At 69.8% G+C, this 19,699-nt stretch carries 10 protein-coding genes and 2 pseudogenes; 10 read left to right on the top strand and 2 right to left on the bottom strand.

All coding sequences use genetic code 11. The features are described from left to right. The first annotated feature begins 355 nt into the window (after window positions 1-355). The 7 genes and pseudogenes from BUB75_RS30400 to BUB75_RS30370 form a co-directional block, all read left to right on the top strand. The gene (locus BUB75_RS30400; RefSeq protein WP_073262019.1) at window positions 356-652 is read left to right on the top strand and encodes a hypothetical protein; all 297 of its coding nucleotides are present in this window, start codon (window positions 356-358) and stop codon (window positions 650-652) included. A gap of 5 nt (window positions 653-657) precedes the next feature. Next, window positions 658-1,011, top strand: a complete 354-nt coding sequence (locus BUB75_RS30395; RefSeq protein ID WP_073261663.1) for a hypothetical protein — start codon at window positions 658-660, stop codon at window positions 1,009-1,011. Between the two features lie 1,145 nt (window positions 1,012-2,156). Continuing rightward, on the top strand, window positions 2,157-5,951 hold the full coding sequence (locus BUB75_RS30390; protein ID WP_218617850.1) for an ATP-binding protein: 3,795 nt from the start codon (window positions 2,157-2,159) through the stop codon (window positions 5,949-5,951). A gap of 11 nt (window positions 5,952-5,962) precedes the next feature. Beyond that, complete coding sequence (locus tag BUB75_RS45630) at window positions 5,963-8,131, top strand: MFS transporter (RefSeq protein ID WP_143175506.1); 2,169 nt, start codon at window positions 5,963-5,965, stop codon at window positions 8,129-8,131. Between the two features lie 26 nt (window positions 8,132-8,157). Further along, the gene (locus BUB75_RS30380) at window positions 8,158-8,700 is read left to right on the top strand and encodes a hypothetical protein (protein WP_073261656.1); all 543 of its coding nucleotides are present in this window, start codon (window positions 8,158-8,160) and stop codon (window positions 8,698-8,700) included. A gap of 9 nt (window positions 8,701-8,709) precedes the next feature. After that, window positions 8,710-9,879: a M23 family metallopeptidase gene (locus BUB75_RS30375; RefSeq protein ID WP_084741900.1), complete on the top strand. Its 1,170-nt coding sequence runs from the start codon at window positions 8,710-8,712 to the stop codon at window positions 9,877-9,879. 100 nt (window positions 9,880-9,979) lie between these two features. Beyond that, window positions 9,980-10,818: pseudogene (locus BUB75_RS30370) on the top strand (IS256 family transposase); the annotation flags it as partial. Window positions 10,819-10,864: 46 nt separating this feature from the next. Here the strand turns inward: BUB75_RS30370 and BUB75_RS30365 are convergent. Beyond that, window positions 10,865-12,067 (bottom strand): IS110 family RNA-guided transposase, encoded by a 1,203-nt coding sequence (locus tag BUB75_RS30365; protein WP_218617849.1) that lies wholly within the window; start codon window positions 12,065-12,067, stop codon window positions 10,865-10,867. 261 nt (window positions 12,068-12,328) lie between these two features. On the opposite strand from BUB75_RS30365, the pseudogene BUB75_RS30360 reads away from it, so the two are divergent. Beyond that, a pseudogene (locus BUB75_RS30360) lies at window positions 12,329-13,192 on the top strand (ISAzo13 family transposase); the annotation flags it as partial. A 142-nt stretch (window positions 13,193-13,334) separates the two neighbouring features. Here BUB75_RS30360 and BUB75_RS30355 read toward each other — a convergent pair. After that, entirely contained in the window at window positions 13,335-14,783 is a 1,449-nt protein-coding gene (locus tag BUB75_RS30355) for an MFS transporter (protein WP_073261652.1), read from the bottom strand. A 210-nt stretch (window positions 14,784-14,993) separates the two neighbouring features. On the opposite strand from BUB75_RS30355, the gene BUB75_RS44500 reads away from it, so the two are divergent. Next, on the top strand, window positions 14,994-18,938 hold the full coding sequence (locus BUB75_RS44500) for a family 78 glycoside hydrolase catalytic domain (RefSeq protein WP_143175505.1): 3,945 nt from the start codon (window positions 14,994-14,996) through the stop codon (window positions 18,936-18,938). Beyond that, window positions 18,935-19,552 carry a TetR/AcrR family transcriptional regulator gene (locus BUB75_RS48240; RefSeq protein ID WP_073261650.1) on the top strand — a complete coding sequence of 206 codons (618 nt, stop codon included), beginning with the start codon at window positions 18,935-18,937 and terminating at the stop codon, window positions 19,550-19,552. The genes BUB75_RS44500 and BUB75_RS48240 overlap by 4 nt, the downstream gene beginning before the upstream one ends. Window positions 19,553-19,699: the final 147 nt, after the last annotated feature.

Here is a 19,699-nt window from a genome sequence, read left to right as displayed (position 1 = left end):
GTGGATTCGGCGCTGCCGGGGGTCGCCGCGCCGCGGGAATCAGCGTAGCGGGTAGCACCCTCCGTAGCCGAAACCCGCCACCGTACCCAGAGCCCGACCGGCGGCCGCCCGACAGCGCTCAGCGGGCGTCGGGTCGTCCGTATCGGGGACCAACGGCCGCCCGGACGTGGGCTGTTGGCGGTCCCAACCGGTGAACGGCGTTATTACCAACTCCTCCGACGTAGCGGTAGCGTGTCTTAGCGTCACCAGAGAGGTGGTGGTACGTCGGCATGCCGATCGACGGATGCGGGAACCCAGTAGTGTCCGTGGCCGTGTAAAGGGCCGAGGAGTCGGCGTACCAATGCGGGAGGTACAGATGCTGACCCACGTGATCCAGGCGACTGCAGGGATTCCTGACGGGATTCTCGCCGCGGCAGACCCGGGCGGCACCACGCTGAACACCGACGGGATCGTCGGCTTCATCGTGTCCAAGATCGTGCCGATCCTGCTCGCCGTCGTCGGCGTGATCATCCTGAGCAGATCAGGTAAAGGCCAGTGGTCGGCTGCGCTGACCACCGGTGGTATCGCCATACTCGGCATCGTGTTCATCGCCGGCGCGGGGTTGCTCTTCGCGTTCGGTGAGAGCGTCGCCAAGCTGGCGCTCGGAGGCTGAACCGGATGCGGCTCCGCCCCGACGACGACATCTACCGCGCGAAGCTGCTCTTCCTGGGTCCGAAGGGCTTCACGCTGCCGGTGCACCTGCCCTATGTGGCGTATCCGCTGTTCGCCGTCGTGCTCGCTGTCATCATCCTGATCCGGTACGCCCTGACCGGAGACGTTGACTACTTCCCCGCGATCGAGATCGCCCTGTCGATCGTCCTGACCTCTTTGATCCTCCGCCAGGTCAGTCCTGACCGCCCGGTCCGCGCGGTGCTGCGCACCGCGGCGACGGACTGGCGGCGGGACCGCGCCGCCGATGAACGCGGCGGCCGTGCCCGGTCGAGGATCGTCGTTCGGGAGACCATTCGATGAGCGGACGCCATGCCCGGGGAGACGCCCACTCGGCGGAAGCCCGGGCCGCACAGACCAGCGCCGACGAGGCCGTGGAGACGGCGGCGGAGAGCGCCGCAACGTCCGGCGCCGCGTCGTCGGAGCCGGTGACGCCTGCCGTGACCTCTGGGGCAGCCGCGCCAGGTGGGGCCGAGACCGACGGCGGCGGAGCCGCTGCCGATCGGGAGAGCGTGCCCGTGGGCGCCGGGGCAAGCCGTTCCGGCTTCCCGGTGTTCCGGCCGGCCGGTGCGCCGGTGCGGCAAGCCGGTGCGACGCCGTCCGGCCCGGGTCACCCGGGTCCGGGTCAGCCGGGTCCGGGTCAGCCCGGGCCGACGTCGTTCGGGCCGCCGCCGCAGGGGCAGCCGGTTCCGTCGAGCGGACCACCGCAAACCGTCGCGCCGCCGCCCCCAGCGGGGCAGCCGGGTTCTGTGACGGGGCAGCCGGGTTCTGTGACGGGGCAGCCGGGTTCTGTGACGGGGCAGCCGGGTTCTGCGGCCGGGCAGCCGGGTTCTGCGGCCGGGCAGCCGGGCTCCGCGACCGGGCAGCCGGGTGCTGTGACAGGGCAGCCGGGCGGCCCTCAGGCCGGACCGCCGCAGCCCGGAGGCCCGCAGTTCGACGGCCCGCAGCCGGTCGGACCGCAGCCCGGGTCCGCGCAGCAGCCGGGTGGTCCGTACGGCGGCTCTTCACAGCCCAGTGGCACGCATGCCGGGGCACCGCAGTCCGCTTCTTCTCAGCCGGGTGGTCCGCGGCCCGGGGGCCCGCAGTCCGGACCCCCTCAGCTGGGCGGTCCGTACGCCGGGCCGTCGCAACCGGGTGGTCCGCCCACCGGGGCTCCGCAGGGCGGATCGCAGCCTGGACCCTCACAGCCCGGCGGATCGCAGCCGGGGTCCGCGCAGCCGGGTGGTCCGCAGGCTGGGCCTCCGCAGAGCGGCTCGCGGTCAGGATCCTCTGTGCCGGGCGGTCCGCAGGGCGGGGTCCAGCAGCCGGGAGGCCCGCAGTCCGGACCGTCGCAGCCCGGCGGCCCCCAGTCCGGCGGCCCGCAGGTCGGGCCCCAGGCCTCGGCACCGCAGTCGGGTGCGCCCCAATCGGGTGCGCCCCAGTCCAGTGGACCGACCGGGGGACCGCCGGTGCGCCCCGGGCCGTTCCCGCCCCGCATCATGCCGCCGGGCGCGCGGCCCAACTACGGCCAGCCGCCGGCCGGCCAGGGCAATCCCGCGGTCAACCAGCCGTCCGGTGCCCATCGCGTGATCAACCAGCCGTCCGGTGGCTACCCGGTGCTGCCGCCGAACGCGGCTCCGCACCCCGGGGGCGGCCCGCACCCTGGCGTCGCTCAGCCGTCCGGCGCACACCGAGTCCTCCCGCCCAACACGGTGCCGCCGAGCGTGGGGCAGCAGTCCGGTGCGCATGGCGTCCTTCCGCCGGGCGTGGGGCAGCAGTCCGGTGCGCATGGCGTCCTTCCGCCGGGCGTGGGGCAGCAGTCTGGGGCGCATGGCGTCCTTCCGCCGGGCGCGGTGCCGCCGAGCGTCGGGCAACAGTCCGGCGCGCACCGCGTCCTCCCGCCCGGAGCCATTCCACCGGGAGTCTCCCAGCCGTCGGGGGCGCATCCGGTGCTGCCGCCGAACGTCGGGCCGGGGCAGCGCCCCGGCCCGCCGCAACCCGGGGGACCGCAGGGCTACCCGGGTCAGGCGCCGTCCACGGGCGGTCCGGTGCCTTCCGGCCGCCCGTCGCAGGGACCGCCGCCGAACGGCTGGGGTCCGAACCAGAGTGGCCGTCCCGCCTCCGCGCCGCCCGACGGCTGGAGCGGCAGGCCGGGCCCCGCGTCCGCGCCGCCCGCAGGCTGGAGCGGCGGGCCGGGCCCCGCGTCCGCGCCGCCACGGAGCGGTACTCCGCGGGCAGGCGGATATCCGCCGCCTCCGGACGGTCCGCGTCCGGGCGGCCCAGGTGGCATGGCCGGACGGCCGGTCTCCGGGCCGGCACATCCGCCGGTGTCCGGACCTGCCGCGCGTCCGGTCTCCGGTCCGGTCGCGCATCCGGTCTCCGCTGCGGAAGGCACCGGCGTCGGCGCGGCTCCCTGGCCCGTCCAGCACCCGCTCAACGCCGCACCGCTGAACGCTGCGCCACCGACCACGCTGCCGACCCACCCGGCGGCCGTCGCAGTCGCACCACCGTCGCGTGTCCCGAGCCGGCCGGTGACCGGGGTGCCCGCGTCCGCGCCGCCCCAGTCCGTGCCGCCGGCCCCGCTCTACGTGCCCGCACCCGATCGTTACCCCGCGCTCGACCCCCCGGAGTCCGACGAGCCACGGCGTGAGCGCGAAGAGCGTCCGAAGAAAAAACGTCAGTCGCGGCGGGTGAAGAGCCGTGCGCCCAAGGGACGCAAGGACCGGCAGGCGGTTCATGAACTCGAGCTGCGCGAGATCGCCGGGCACCTGACCTTCACCCGCAACGACGTCACCGCGTGGTACCACCTGCCCGACATCCAGTGGGCGTTCCGGGCCGACAAGGAGCGGACGTCGATCCTGCTCGGGATCGCGGCGCAGTACGCGGCGCTGGCCGGGTACCGGCTGCACCTGCGCCGGACCAACCGGCCGTACCCGGCCGTCGGCTGGGCGCGCCGGATGGCCGCGCTGACGCCGCACCCGGTGCCCGACGTGTACGGGGCGTCGAGCTGGTCGGACCACCTGGAGGCCGGCCAGCGTCGGCTGCACGCCACCAGCCTCGCCGAGGGCGAGGTCTACCTCGGCGTCGTGTTCCAGCGCCGCACCATGCGTGAGCAGATGATCGAGACGCTCAACGCCCTGCGCAAGCGCGGCTCCGGTAACGCGGAGCGGGCTCGCTTGGAGCAGCTGGTCGGGCGGTTCGACGAGGTGCTCGGTGCGTTCGGCATGCAGGCCCGGCCGGCGACGGCCAAGCAGGTGGAGTGGCTCATCCACCGGTCGGTGGCGCTCTGCATGCCGCCGCCGCCCGCGCTCTCACCAGCCGAGGCCGGCGGCTGGGAGACCGGTGACCTGCTGGCGTTCACCGAGCACACGATGCGCTACCGGTCGCCGTACGGGAGCACGGTCAAGCTGCTCTCGCGGATCGGCGACGAGCACGTCGAACGGCACGTCGCGGTGCTGACGTTCGGGCGCATGGAGGAGCTGACGATCCCCGAGCGGCACGAGCCGTGGTTGCATTTCCACGAGCAGCTGCCGTGGCCGATGGAGCTGTCCAGCCGCGTCGACGTGCTCGGCCAGGGCGACGCGCTGCGCAGCCTGGAGCACAAGCTGCTGACGATCCGGTCGCAGCAGCGCGATTACCACGAGCACGAGATGGACGCTCCGCCCGAGCTGGAGCGGCTCGCGCAGCGGGCGCTGGACATCTCCGACGAGATGTCGACGGGCCTCGACCTGGACGCCGCTCGCGTTCACGGCTGGCACCGGATCGCGGTGGCCGGCCGGACCGAGGAGGAGTGCCTGAAGCGGGTCCGGGCGCTGACCGACCACTACCGTTCGATGCGGATCGCGTTGCAGCACCCGCGTGACCAGCTGCGGCTGCTGGACGAGTTCATCCCCGGGCAGCCGGTCGCCAACACCGGTTACCTGCGGCGGATGCCGGCGAAGTACTTCGCGGCGGCGATCCCTCAGGCGGCTGCCGCGATCGGTGACCGCCGAGGGCCGATCATCGGGGAGACGTGCGGGACCAGCCACCGTCCGGTGATGTGGGACCCGCACTACGCCACCGAGGTGCGGGAGCGCTCCGGTCTGACGGTGTTCGTCGCCGAGCCCGGCGGTGGTAAGTCGACGCTGATGGGCGGTATCGCCTACTTGGCTGCGCGGCGTGGCGTCCAGTGCACGATCCTCGACCCGTCCGGGCCACTGGCCCGGCTGGCGACGATGCCCGAGCTCGCGCCGTACAGCAAGATCTACAACCTGACCCGCGGCGAGCCGGGGACCCTCGCGCCCTACGGGCTGATCCCGACGCCCCGGCGCGAGCACTACCCGGCGGACGACGCCGGTGCCGCCGAGTGGACCTCGGCGGTCGCCGCCGCCCGGGCGGAGCGGAAGGCCCTGGCCACCGACATCTGCATGATGCTGCTGCCGCCGCAGATCCAGCGGGAGCGGTCGTCCCCGATCCTCTTGCAGCGGGCCGCGCGCCAGGTCGAGCCGGAGGAATTCGCGACGCTCGACGACCTCGTCGCCACCGTCGCGACGTTCGGCGACGAGGGTGCGGAGCTCGCCGAGACACTGGGGGACGTTCGGGACATGCCGTTGTCCCGGCTGTTCTTCGGCCGGTCCATCGCGCCGGTCGGGCAGGACGAGGCCGTGCTGACCGTCATCACGATGGCTGGCCTCGCGCTGCCGGACTTGTCGATCGACCGCGAATACTGGCAGCTCGAGGAGCGCATGGCGCTGCCGATGCTGCACCTGGCCACGGCGTTCACCACCCGTCGGGCCTACGGCAAGGCGATGCACGAGCGGAAGCTGGTCGCCCTCGACGAGACGCACTTCCTCGCGGGCTGGGGATCGGGCCGGGCGCTGTTCACCAGGCTCGCCCGGGACTCCCGTAAGTGGAACATCGCGGCGTTGGCGGCTTCGCAGAACCCTGTGGACATTTTGGGGCTTGATGTCCAGAATCTAGTTTCCACGGTTTTCGTGGGGCGGATCGCCGAGGATCCGGAGATTGCGGCTCAGGCGCTCCGTATGCTCGGTGTACAGCGTGGGATCGGGTACGAGAACACGCTGGCACAGTTGTCGGTTGCGGATACTCAGAACGACCAGCGGCTCGGCTACCGGGAATTCGTCATGCGTGACGTAGACGGCCGAGTCCAGAAATTCCGGGCGGACCTGGCCTATGTGCCAGGGCTGCTCGAACACCTTGACACCACCGCCGATCCGCTCGGCGATGTGGGCCGGATATCCGGCCAGGAGGGTGATGCCCGGTGACCCTGCCTTCGGTGGCCTCACGAGCGGGGGTCTCGGATTCGGCGACGCTATTCTCGTCGGGTCCGGTCTCGTCAGCTCTCGTCTCGCCGGATCCGGACGATGCCGTGATCGGTCGCGGTGCGTCGGCCGGGCGGATGGCGGCGTGGTTTTTGACGGTGATGGTGGTGGCGGTGGCGACGCTTTTCGCGTCGCCGGATGTGCGGCCGGCACAGGCCGCCTGCGGTCCGTCCGACCCGGCGGCGTGTCTGCCGAGTAGTAGCGTGGTCGATTGCCTGGATCCCCCCACCCCCGCCATGCCCGACACCGGCGCCACTAGTTTCTTCGTTACTCGACCGGCCGAGATTGACTCTGCCGATTATCAGAAAGCACCGACGTACGATCAGTTTGGCTATGCCGGGCTGCAATACCATACCTACGACCTGGGGTGTGGTCCGGATGGCGCGGTCGCGCCTGATGCCTTGGTTAATACGAGCATTGCGAACATGATGCTCAGTTTTTCGACATTCACGGTTGGCCTGACCAATGCGGTCAGGGAACGTGCGTATGATCCGCAAACAATGTGGGGCTGGACCAACGGCCTTATTGAAGAGGCAAGCAGTGCCCTCTATGAGCGGATCTTTACGACTATTGGTGTTGTAACGGTCGTCATTGTGGGTGCGTGGCTTGTTTGGACCGCTCGTCGTGGCGATATGTCCGATGCGGCGACGCTCGCTGGCTGGGCGCTGCTAGTGATGATCGTTACAACAGCGGTTGCCGCCTGGCCGGTGCGTGCGGCAACTGTAGCGGATAACAGTCTTACAGGTTCGTTGGGAACAGTGAATAGCGCCCTTCATCCGAATAGTTCGGAGAGCTGTGGATCCCGTGATTGCGAGGACACGCGGCGACCTTCCGAGCGCGCGAGTGCGACAGTCACGGATGTCGTTCTATATCGTCAGTGGTTGAGTGGAGAACTCGGTTCGGCCGATAGCGCCACTGCCAAGAAATACGGTAGGTCGCTCTATGAAGCCTCGGCGATGTCATGGGAAGAGGCCGCTGACGCTCGCCAGAGCTCGATCGAGCGCGACCGAATCGTCAAAGAGAAGCAAGAGAAGTGGAAGAAGGTAGCAGCTGATATTAAGAAGGCGGATCCGGATGCCTATGAATACTTGACGGGAAAGCAGGGTAGCGCGCGGATCGGATCTGCGTTCACGTCGATGGTAGCTGCGCTGGTAGTGGCGCCGTTTGATTTGATGGCATCGCTCTTGATCATCATTGCATTCCTGATCATCCGTCTCGCCGTCGCTTTCCTGCCCGCAATCGCAGTAGTCGGTATTCTCCGCCCAGCGTCTGGACCGCTACGCGGGCTGTTTCGGACTGTGGTCGCGGCAATCTTGAACTGCGTCATTTTCGGTGTCGGCGCCAGCGTCTACCTCCTCGCCCTCGAGCTGATCACGAGCACCGCGTCCCTCGCCGGATGGCAACAGATCCTGCTGATCTTCCTCACCGGCCTCGTCATGTGGTTACTGCTCCGTCCCTTCCGCCGGCTCACCTCCCTCGCCGGCGGCAACCCCTTCCACGACCTCGTCGGCGGTCTCGGCGCGGTCCGTCGCCGTGCGTTCGGCGACGCCCGCCAAGCCGGCCTCGTCGCCGCTGGCGCCCTGATCGGCAACCGTGCCGCCGAGGACAACGACGAGCGCCGCAGCGAAGCGCGCCCGGAAACGTGGAGTCGCGACCGCTCGTTCGTCCGCGCCGGCGATGCGCCGCTCGAAGCCGAAACGGCGGGCGCCGGCACGAGAACCCGCCTCACGGACGAGTCGCCGGTCGTCCGTGACGGAGCCGCGGGTCGCCCGGAGACGAGCGGCACCGGTTCGGATCCCTATCCGGGCGGCACCGGTCCGGGTACGACCACCTACACCGGTCCCGGAGCGGACGACGACGTGGTCACACCGGCCGGGTCGCGCCCACCGATGAGGGTGGCCGCCGGTCCGGCGCGTCCGGAGAACGGCGGTGGCTTGGACTACCGCGACCCGTCCTACCCGGTGCGCACCGGCGGCGAGACGATTCCGGTCGAGTCCGACGAGCGCTTCGTCGTCTACCGCCCGGACAGCGGCTACCGGACCGTCGAGCCCGACGTCCGCCCGGAGTCCCGTCCGGCGCCGCGGGAGAGCGCCGACGTCACCGCGGGCAGTCGCCCTGAGTAGGCCCGGGCAGCGAGAGGAGTTCGACGATGTCGCGGCTGCCGGCGGGCGTGTACCTGCGCCGGCCCGGTTACCGGATCCTGTCCGCACTGGTGCTGGCGGTCATCATCGCTGGCATCGTGCTGCTGGCGCGGCTGTTCGGATCGGCGACCGCGCCGGACAACTCACCGGACGTCGCCCCTGCGGTGGAGCCGTCCCGGACGGTGTCGTCCACCGAGGGCGACGACAGCGTCTACAGCAGCGGCTCACCATCGGCCGACGGGGTTCCGTCGGACGCGGTCCGGGCCGGTGACGGGTTCGTGCGCGCCTGGCTCCAGCCGACCGACGGCCGCTCGCAGGAGCAGTGGTATGAGGGCCTGTCCCGTTACGCGCTGCCCGATCTCGCGGAGCAGCTGCGCGACGTCGACCCGACGACGAACCCCGCCACCGCTGTGACCGGTGACCCGAGCGGAACCGTGGTGAGCGAGACCAGCGCCCGCATCGTGGTGCCCACCAACGCCGGCCCCGCGACCACGCTTTGCGTCCTCACCGCGGACGGCTGGCGGGTGGCGACGATCGACCTGGGGGAGTGAGTCACCCCCATGGCTCTCGACCTGCGCCCGGACGCGGCGGACAGCCCCTCGGAAACGGATGAGCGGCCGGGGCGTGTCCGCAAGTTCATCGTCATCGGCATCGCGCTGCTGGCGGTGAGCGCGCTGCTCTGCCTGGGCTTCACGCCGATGGTGTTCAACTCGGTCGTGCAGAGCATGCGCGACTCTGCCGAGAACGCTCAGGAGGGGTGCGGCTCGCTGGGCTTCACCGTCGACGATGACGTCAAGATCGACGGTTTGGCCGCCGACCAGTTGCAGAACGCGACGACGATCGTCGGCGTCGGTCAGAAGATGAAAGTGCCTCCGCGCGGATGGGTCATCGCGCTCGCCACCGCACTCCAGGAAAGCCTGCTCCACAACTACACGGTCGCCACCGACCACGACTCGGTCGGACTGTTCCAGCAGCGTCCGAGCAGCGGCTGGGGTGACGCTCCGGTCGACGCCAACGATCGCCGGACGCCTGTCCAGCGGCTCACCGACCCGCAGTACGCGTCCGCCAAGTTCTACGAGAAGCTCATCCGGACGCCGAACTGGAACGCGCGTCGGCTGGCGGAGGTCGCGCAGCAGGTGCAGATCTCGGCCTTCCCCGAGCGCTACGCCCGTTGGGAAGCGTTCGCGACGCTGCTGGTCAACCGCATCACCAAGGGTGCGGCGAACGGCATCGTGGCAACGGCGGGTGATCCGATCCAATGTGCGGTGCCCGGTCAGGTCACCGGAGCGGGCTGGACGGTGCCCGCGCTGGGCGACGTGGGCAGCGGCTTCCGGACGCCGGAGCGGCCCGGCCACGCCGGCGTGGACATCATTTCCCCGCGGAACACGGTGATCCACGCGGCCAGCGCCGGCATCGTCGTCACGTCGATGTGCAACGCGTCCACCGACAACTGCGACGTCGACGGCAGCCCGTCGATCAAGGGTTGTGGCTGGTACGTCGAGATCGCCCACACCTCGGGGCTGACCACGCGTTACTGCCACATGGTGTCGCGTCCGCTGGTCACGGTCGGGCAGTCGGTGGTGGCTGGGCAGCCGCTCGGGCGAGTGGGGTCGTCCGGAAACTCCTCCGGGCCCCACCTGCACTTCGAGACCCGCATGAACGGCGACGCGGTGAACCCGGTCCCGTTCATGGCCGCCCGGGGTGCCCCGCTCGGCACAACTGACCGGTGATGCGTCAGATGCAACATTGAGCTCGTTCACTACCGGGACTGTGGATCTAACGGTGTTTCCGGCCTAACGGCCGAGCCTTGCTCGGCAGGAAGGCGCGGAGATGACCGCGACACTGGGTGATGTGACCCCGAGGAAGAAGAAGCCCGAACCATCGGCCGAGGCGCAGGCCGCGGCGGACCTGGTGCGTCGGCCCAGGAACAAGGGCTCTCGTTGGCCGGGCCGGACGGGCTGCTCAAAGCGCTGACCAAGACCGTCCTGGAGACGGCGTTGAACGAGGAGATGACCGAACACCTCGGTCACGAGAAAGGCGGCCGGCCCGAACAGCCCGGCGGGAATGTGCGCAACGGCACCCGGCCGAAGACGGTGCTGACCGAGAACACCGGCGAGGTGGAGATCGACGTTCCGCGAGACCGGGCCGGCAGCTTCGAGCCGCAGATCGTGAAGAAACGCCAGCGTCGGTTGTCCGGGGTGGACGAGGTGGTGCTCTCGCTCTATGCCAAGGGTTTGACGACGGGTGAGATCTCGGCGCACTTCGCCGAGATCTATGGGGCGTCGGTGTCGAAGGAGACGATCTCCCGGATCACCGACAAGGTTGTGGAGGAGATGCAGGCCTGGCAGACCCGCCCGCTGGACGAGATTTACGCGGCGGTGTTCATCGACGCCATCCACGTGAAGGTCCGCGACGGGCAGGTCGCTAACCGTCCGTTCTATGCCGCGATCGGCGTCACGTTGAACGGGGAACGCGACATCCTCGGGCTTTGGGCCGGGACCGGTGGTGAGGGCGCGAAGTTCTGGATGGCGGTGCTGACCGACCTGCGTAACCGCGGCGTCAAAGACGTGTTCTTCCTCGTCTGCGACGGCGTCAAGGGGCTACCGGAGGTGGTGACGAACGTCTGGCCCCAGACGATCGTGCAGACCTGCATCGTTCACCGGAGCCGTCAAGAAACAAGTCGTTGCTTGCGGGGGGGTGTCCCTATGGATTTCGTCAAGCGGCGGTCGCTGGTCGGGGTTGGTAGGTGGCGCGGTTGCGGAGCATGGCGTGCAGGACATCGCAGCGGCGTCGGGCTAGGCAGATGAGGGCGGCGTTGTGGCGTTTTCCTTCGGCGCGTTTGCGGTCGTAGTAGGCCCGAGAGTTGGAGTCGGCGAGGCTGGCGAACGCGGCGAGGAAGAACGCTCGTTTGAGGTTCTTGTTGCCGCCTTTGGGCGGGTGTTCGCCGCGGATGCTGGACCCGGATCGTCGGGTGACCGGCGCGAGTCCGGCGTAGGCGGCGAGGTGGCCGGACGTGGGGAATGCGCTGCCGTCGCCGACTTCGAGCAGGATCCGGGCGGCGGTCCTGACGCCGATGCCGGGCATCGAGGTCAGGACCCGGGCGAGAGGGTGGGCATCGAGCCGTTCCTCGACCTGGACGGCCAGTTCAGCGCGTTGGGCCAGGACGGTGCGCAGAGAGTCGGCCAGTTTCGGAAGCACTGTTTCGGCTGCGGCGGCGCCCGGGACGGTGACGGTCTGCTGGTCGAGAGCGGTCAGCAAATCGATCACGAGTTGCTGGCCGATGCGTGGTCCGTGCTTGACAGCGGTGCTGGTTAGGCGTCGGTGGCCGGCTTGACGCAGGCCGGTCGGGCCGCCGAATCGGGACAACAGCTCGAGGACGGCAGGATGGGCGACGCGGGGACCGAGGACACGTTCAGCGGCGGGATGAATCTGGGTGAGCAGCCCGCGGATGCGGTTGCTGATCCGGGTGGCCTCACCGGCCAGGTCGTCGTCGAAGCCGATCAGGACCTCCAGTTCGGCGAGGGCTTCTTCGCCGACGTCGACCCGTCGCAGCGTGTGAGGCATGGTGCGGGCCGCGTCCGCGATGACGTGCGCGTCGCGGGCGTCGGTCTTGGCCTGACCGGGATGTAGGTCAGCGATCCGGCGCATCGCCAGGCCGGGCAGGTAGGCCACGTCATGGCCCTGGGCGCGGGCGACCGCGACCGACAGCGCGCCGATCGACGCCGGCTGATCGACGACCACGAGCACGCGTCCGTGGCGGGCCAGGCGATCGAACAGCTCGATCAGCCGGGCTTCGTCGTTGGGCAGCGGCGCATCGTGCAGCCGCCTCCCGGCCGGGTTCAGCGCGGTGGCGTGGTGGCCGTCCTTGCCGACATCCAACCCGCAGAACACCTGGTAGTCCGGTCTGTCCGAGCTCACGCCCGCCTCTCTCCCGCGCCCCCGGGAACAGGAATAGGTCGCAGGTCAGGCATCGACAGCCGGCAGCCACGTTACGAAGAGACCTACCAAGGAAGCGGTCGGCCGTGTCCCTATCAGCGGTCCGTCGACGCCACCCGGCCTGGTGACAACACCCCCCGGATCATCCCAACGACAGGGGCAGTCAGTCATGCCAGACCGGGCGACCACGAAGTCCCCAACCGGGAACCGCGAGAAAGGTAACGGGGTCCTCGTTGGACCGACATGGCGCTTTTGGAGGGTCTGCGTGCTCAGATCGCGGCGCGGTTGGCGGCGTTGTTGCCGCATCTGAACGAGCGGCAGCGGCGGTTGCTGCTGGGGGTCGAGGCTCGGCTGCTCGGTCACGGCGGGGTCCGAGCAGTGGCCTGGATCGCCGGGGTCAGCGAGACCGCCGTCCGTCGGGGTGTCGCCGATTTGCAGGCCGACGCACTGCCGATCGGACAGGTTCGCCGAGCCGGCGGCGGACGACCTCCCGCCGAGGAGCTTGATCCGGAACTGCTCCCGGCGCTGCTCGGTCTGGTCGAGCCGGACGAACGGGGTGATCCGTGTTCGCCGTTGCGGTGGACGACCAAGTCGCTGCGCAATCTTGCCGCCGAATTGACCCGGCAGGGCCGGGCGGTGTCCGCGATGACGGTCGGCAGGTTGTTGAAGGCCAACGGATTCAGCCTGCAGAGCACCGCCAAGATGCTTGAGGGTGCTCAGCACCCGGACCGCGACGCCCAGTTCCGCTATCTGAACGACCAGGTCAAGAAGCATCAGGCGGCCGGACAACCGGTGATCAGCGTGGATGCGAAGAAGAAGGAACAGGTCGGGCTGCTGCCGATGGCCGGCCGGGAATGGCGGCCGTCCGGGCAGCCGATCCAGGTTGAGGACCACAGCTTCTTCGCCGGTCCGCGCGTGGACACGATCGAGTCCTTGAACGCCCGCTACCGGCGGGCGATCAAAGCCCGCGGTCACTTCCCGACCGAGCAAGCCGCGTTAAAGTGCCTCTACCTGGTCACCCGATCCCTCGACCCGACCGGAACCGGCAGGGCCAGGTGGGCGATGCGCTGGAAACCCGCGTTGAATGCCTTCGCCATCACCTTCGGTGACCGATTCCCGGCCGCCGAGACCTACTGATCAACCCCGCCGGAAACACCGTTGGCGAGACAGTCCCGGGCAGGGCCGCCGGTGTCGAGACCGGCGGCCCTTGTTGGCCTCTGTCATGGAATCCGCGTTGTACGACTCGTGTTCATTGTCCGCCGGAGTGGATTTCGCTGGTCTTCAGGACGCGAGGTATCGCCAGGGTGATGAGGAGGGCGACCGCCGCGAGGCCGGCGCTGAGCAGGTAGGCGTCGCGGAAGCTGGCGTCGCTGTAGAACTGGGTGCCTTTGAGTACGACGCCGCTGCGGGCCATCACGACGAAGATCAGCTGCGCGGTGATCGCGTTGATCAGGCCGTTGATGAGGATGTTCATGCCGTTGGCCATGCCTTGTTCTTCGGGGCTGACGCTCCCGAGGATGAGCAGCGGGACGGCTCCGATGGCCAGGCCGGAGCCGAGACCGAGGACGATTGCCGAGAAGGCGATCTGAGCGATGGTGTGGTGCAGGAAGGCGTAGGAGAGTAGTCCGGCGATGGTGATCGCGGCGCCGGCCCACCATGGTTTGCGGGGATCCCATCGTGCGCTCATCTTGCCGACCAGGAAGCCGGTGGCGAAGAGCAGCGATTGGCCGGCGAGGGTGACCAGGGCGATTTTCGTGCCGCTCCAGCCGAGTCCCGCTGAGACGCCGGGGATGGCTGGGAAGAGCGCGAGCAACGTCAGCACGGTCGCGACCGAGTAGAGGGTGCCCTGCATCAACCCGGTGCCGCCGAGCACGGTGGCCACGTTGCGGCGGGTCAGCATGCGCAGGTCCACCACCGGGTCTGCGGTGCGGCGTTCGACGATCACGAAGGCGACGGTGGCCAGAACGGTGACGGCGAACAGGCCAAGGATGCGCGGGCTGTCCCAGCCCCAGGCCGTCCCCTGTCCGAGGCCGTAGACGAGGCTGACGGTTGCGGCGCCGAGCAGGACCGATCCGAGCACGTCGAAGCGCTGCCCGGTCGGATGGCCCGGCATGTCCGGCAGCGTCGTGAGCAGGGCGAAGGCGACCACGATGCCGGCCACCACGAACCACAGCGGACCGCGGAATCCGAACCAGTCCAACAGGTAGCCCGACAGCAGCGGCACTAGCGCCACGGTGAGGCCAAGGCTGCTGCCGATGAGGCTACTGGCAAGGCCGACGCGCTTGGGCGGGAAGATGTCGCGGGCGGCGGCGAATGCCAGCGCTGCGATCGGGCCGTAACAGCCGGCCAGCGCGCGGCCGACTAGCACCCCGGGGTAGGCCGGAGAGAGCACGACGAGTAGGTCGCCGACCAGGCCGATCGCGGTGATGGCCAGCATGACGCGCTTCTTGCCGTACCGGTCGCCCAGGCGGGCGACGACGGGCGTGAGCACCGTCGCGACGATCGTGTACGCGAGCCCGAACCAGGCGATCTGGGTGGTCTGGAAGTGCTGGGCGATCGCGGCCGAGGTCATACCGGTCGCGACGCCGGCGGCGGTGAGCAGCTGAGCAGGCCAGATCAGGGCGACGAGGAGAAGGGCGAACCGGGCGGTGCCGGTCGAGCCCACGCTGGTGGCTTGTGGCGGCGATTGGGTGGTCATGGCCGAGTCCTGTCATCGAGTTGCCGACGGTGGCAATGCAACGCAGTGAACACTGAACAAAGATTCAAGGTTCATGTGTTCCGGCAATGTAGCCGCGCGACACGTCGGTGTCCAGAGTCACAGCGCGCCGTGGACGAGAACGCCCTGGCCTGCTAGTTTGGCCCAACGTTAAACGTATGTTCCAGATTTAGGTCGCTCGGGAGCCTCCTCGTGCACGCTTATCAAGACCCCGGTATTTCGGTCGCCGCCCGCGTCCAGGACCTGCTCGGACGCATGACGATCGAGGAGAAAGCCGGGCTGCTCTTTCACGCCATGGCCATGCCCGGCCCCGGCGGCGTGCTTCTGGAGCCCGGGCAGGCCGGTGGCCTTCCGGTGGACCGCACCGGCGAGCAGATCTCGGCCGGTCTGTCGCACTTCAACGTGCTCGGCGAGGCAACGCCCCGCGCCATCGCCGTCTGGCACAACACGCTGCAGACGCGGGCCCTCGACACGCGGCTCGGCATCCCGGTGACCCTGTCCTCGGACCCCCGCCACGGCTTCGTCGCCAATCTCGCCACCAGCGCCGCGGCCGGGGGGTTCTCGCAGTGGCCTGAGCCGCTCGGGCTGGCCGCCACCGGTGATGCCGCGCTGGTACGTCGGCACGCCGAGGTCGTGCGCCGTGAACTGGTCGCCGTCGGGATCCGGGTCCTTCTGGGCCCATCGGCCGACCTGGCCAGCGACCCACGCTGGGCGCGCATGCTGGGCACTTTCGGCGCCAACGCCGACCTGGTCGGCGAGCTGACCGTGGCCTACCTCGAGGGCCTACGCGGCGACATCTTCGGGCCGGACTCAGTTGCCGCGATGGTCAAGCACTTCCCGGGCGCCGGACCGCAGAAGGACGGCGAGGACGCCCACTTCCCCTACGGACGCGAGCAGGTCTACCCGGGTGGCCGCTTCGACCTGCACCTGGCGCCGTTCGAGCGCGCGATCGCCGCCGGGGTCACCCAAGTAATGCCCTACTACGGAATGCCGGTCGGCCTCGACGACGTCGAAGAGGTCGGATTCAGCTTCAACCGCGGCATCGTCACCGGGCTGCTCCGCGAGAAGCTCGGCTTCGACGGCATCGTCTGCACCGACTGGGGCTTGGTCACCGACGGGGAGATCTTCGGCGCCCCGATGCCGGCCCGCGCCTGGGGCGTGGAACACCTCGACCGGCACGAACGGATCGCCCGGATCCTGGACGCCGGGTGCGACCAGCTCGGCGGCGAGGCCGCACCCGAACTCGTCGTCGACCTCGTCGCGCAGGGGCGGCTCGCGGAGTCGCGGCTGGACGTCTCGGTGCGGCGGCTGCTGGCCGAGAAGTTCCGGCTCGGGCTCTTCGACGACCGTCGATTCGTCGACGTCGACGCAGTCGACGACCTGGTCGGCACTCCGGCCGCGCGGGCCGAGGGCCTGGAGGCCCAGCGGCGCTCGATCGTGGTTCTCACCGGCGAGACACTGCGGTCGGATCAGACGGTTTACGTCGAAGGCGCCGACGCCGAGATCGTCGCCGAGTACGCGACTGTCACCACCGACCCCAACGCGGCCGACGTCGCGATCGTCCGGATCGATGCCCCGTTCGAGCCGCGCACCGCCGGGTTCGAGAACTTCTTCCACGCCGGCTCGCTGGAGTTTCCCGCTGATGTGGAGCACCGGCTCCTCGACCTCGCCGCGCGGGTCCCGGTTCAGCTCTGCGTCTTCCTCGACCGGCCCGCCGTCCTGACCCCTCTGGCCCGCACGGTCGCCGGCCTGGCCGCCGACTTCGGGGCGAGCGACGAGGCGCTGCTCGACGTGCTCTTCGGCCGCACCGCCCCCGGTGGACGTCTACCGGTCGAGCTGCCCTCCTCGATGCAGGATGTGCGGCGCCAGCGCGAGGACGTGCCGTCCGACGCCATCGATCCGTTGTTCGCGCGGGGTGCCGGGCAGATCTGGCAGGCTCGCTTCATCCGGCCGGCCCAGCCACCAACCGCGGGGATCGACGGGCCCGCCATCGCGTTCAGAGGCCGGTTCACCGTGCACCGCGCCAGCCTTGTCGCGGCCTGGCTGCACGTCACCGCGCACGGCGTCTACGAGCCGTACCTCAACGGCACCCGGATCGGCGACGACGTCCTCGCACCCGGCTGGAGCAGCTACCCGCACCGCCTCCGCTACGCCACCCACGACGTGCTCCCGCTGCTGGCCGACGGACAGAACGTGCTCGGCGCGCTGGTCGCCGACGGCTGGTACCGCGGGCGCGTCGGCTTCGACGGCGGCAAACGCGACGTCTACGGCGACACGGTCGGCCTGTTCGCCCAGCTCGAATTTATCGATGCCGACGGCACCCGAACCGTCGTCGGCACCGGCCCGGACTGGGAATACGGACCAAGCCCCATCACCCGGACCGGCCTCTACGACGGCGAGCACCACGACGCCCGCATCCCCCTCCACTGGACCGGCGGCGACTGGCAACCGGTCACCACCGACCCCGCGCCACCGCGCAACCTCGTGACGCCCGACGGGCCGCCGGTGCGCCGGATCCAGGAACTCGCCCCGGTCGCCGTACGGGGCAGCATCTACGACTTCGGACAGAACCTGGTCGGCCGGGTCCGCCTCACCGTCACCGGCCCCGCCGGCGCCACCGTCACACTCCGCCACGCCGAGGTCCTCGACAACGGCGACCTGGGCATCCGCCCGCTCCGTCAAGCCGCCCAAACCGACACCTACGTCCTCGCCGGAGACGGCACAGAGGTCTGGGAACCACGCTTCACACTGCACGGCTTCCGCTACGTCCAGGTCGACGGCGACCTCACACCGGACGCGCTGACCGCGATCGTCGTGCACAGCGACATGCCCCGCACCGGCTGGTTCGACTGCTCCGACCCCGACGTGAGCCGCCTGCACGAAAACGTCGTATGGAGCATGCGCGGCAACTTCGTCGACCTGCCCACCGACTGCCCGCAACGCGACGAACGCCTCGGCTGGACCGGCGACATCCAACTCTTCGCCCCCACCGCCACCTACCTCTACGACTGCACCGGACTGCTCCGCTCCTGGCTACGGGACCTCGCCGCCGAGCAGTACCCCGACGGCAACGTCCCCCTCTTCGTCCCGACCCTGAACTACGACCGCTGGCCACCACAGTTCATGGCCGCCTGGGGCGACGCCGCCGTCGTCGTGCCCTGGACCCTCTACCAGGCCACCGGCGACGACCAAGTGCTCCGCGACCAGCTGCCCAGCATGCGCGCCTGGGTCGACGGCGTCGAAAACCTCTGCGGACCCACGCTGACCTGGCCAGAAGGAATGCAACTCGGCGACTGGCTGGAACCCGCCTCCCCACCGGACGCACCCTGGCAGTCCAGCACCGACTACCGCCTCGTCGGAACCGCCTCCTTCGCCCACTGCGCCGACCTACTCAGCCAGATCCACGACGCACTCGGGCTGCCGTCCCGCTACGGAGCGCTCGCCGAAGAGATCAAAACCGCCGTCCGGGATGCCTACGTGACCCCGGACGGGTTGCTCACCAGTGACTCTCAGACCGCCTACGCCCTGGCCATCGGCTTCGGGCTGCTCGACGGCCCGGACCGGCAGCGGGCCGGAGACCGTCTCGCCGAACTCGTCCGGAAGAACGAGTACGCCATCGGCACCGGATTCGTCGGCACACCCCTGGTCTGTGCGGCCCTCACCGAGACCGGCCACGTCGACGACGCGTACCGAATGCTGCTCCGCCGCGATTGCCCGTCCTGGCTCTACCCGGTCACCATGGGCGCCACCACCGTTTGGGAACGCTGGGACAGCCTGCTCCCCGACGGCCGCATCAACCCCGGCGAGATGACCAGCTTCAACCACTACGCACTCGGCGCCATCGCCGACTGGCTCCACCGCACCGTCGCAGGCCTCGCCCCCGCCGCGCCCGGCTGGTCCCGGCTGCTGATCCGCCCCCAGCCACCCGCCGGAGGCGAATTGACCTGGGCCAGCGCCCGGCACCTCACCCCCCACGGGCCGGCTGAGGTTCGCTGGGATCTCGACCAGACCACCCTGAGGGTGGACGTCCTGGTGCCCGACGGCGTGAGCGCCCGCCTCGAACTGCCCGGTGCCGAACCGGAGGAGGTCGGGCCAGGCCGCCACCACCGACTCGCACCGTTTACGGTCGGAGCGTGAGCGCCGCGCAGACCCGCAAACGCAGCCCCCGCGGCCCCTACGTGCCCGGCCGCGAAGCCCAGCGGGTAATACTCGACGCCGCCCGCGCCGTCTTCGCCGAGCGCGGCTACCGCGGCGGCGTCCTCCGCGACGTCGCCGAACGCGCCGGCGTCAGCGCCGGCAACATCATCCACCACTTCGGATCCAAAGAAGGCCTCCTCGTCGCGCTCCTCGAAGAACGCGACATCGGCAGCAACCTCGGCCCACAGCCCCAGGCCGGGGACGACTTCATCCAAGGACTCCGCGACCTGGTCCGCCGCAACTCCGCCGACCCGGGCATGGTCCGGCTCTTCGCCACCCTCGCCGCCGAAGCCACCGAAGCAGACCACCCCGCCCACCAGTTCTTCCGCGACCGCTACGCCATGGTCCAGGCCGCGGTCACCACCGGCGTCGAAGCCGCCCGGCACGCAGAAACGCTGCCCGACGGGCCACCTGCCGAACAGATCGCAGCGGGACTCATCGCAGTGATGGACGGCCTGCAGACGCAGTGGCTCCTCAACCCCACGTTCGACATGGTCCGCGCCTTCGACGCCCACCTTCGCGCCATCGGCGCTCATCTCAACGACCACGCCTGAAGCCGTCAGAAGCCCACCAAATCCTCTGGCGTGTACCCACCGACGCCGAGGTCTGCTCCCCTCCCGAGCAAGCCTTCGGGGTCGTCAGCTCGCCCGCCACCACGAGCAGCCACGGCTGCCGCGCCGCAGGAAGAGCTTTCCCGCCGA

It is taken from the genome of Cryptosporangium aurantiacum, from assembly GCF_900143005.1.
Taxonomy (GTDB): Bacteria; Actinomycetota; Actinomycetes; order Mycobacteriales; family Cryptosporangiaceae; genus Cryptosporangium; species Cryptosporangium aurantiacum.
This window is presented reverse-complemented; position numbering and strand designations above follow the sequence as displayed.

Bases quoted from the DNA above. Each gene is read 5' to 3' on its own strand.
- BUB75_RS30380 (WP_073261656.1), top strand. From the start codon at position 8,158: ATGTCGCGGCTGCCGGCGGGCGTGTACCTGCGCCGGCCCGGTTACCGG.
- BUB75_RS30395 (WP_073261663.1), top strand. From the start codon at position 658: ATGCGGCTCCGCCCCGACGACGACATCTACCGCGCGAAGCTGCTCTTC.
- BUB75_RS30400 (WP_073262019.1), top strand. From the start codon at position 356: ATGCTGACCCACGTGATCCAGGCGACTGCAGGGATTCCTGACGGGATT.
- BUB75_RS30375 (WP_084741900.1), top strand. From the start codon at position 8,710: ATGGCTCTCGACCTGCGCCCGGACGCGGCGGACAGCCCCTCGGAAACG.
- BUB75_RS30355 (WP_073261652.1), bottom strand. From the start codon at position 14,783: ATGACCACCCAATCGCCGCCACAAGCCACCAGCGTGGGCTCGACCGGC.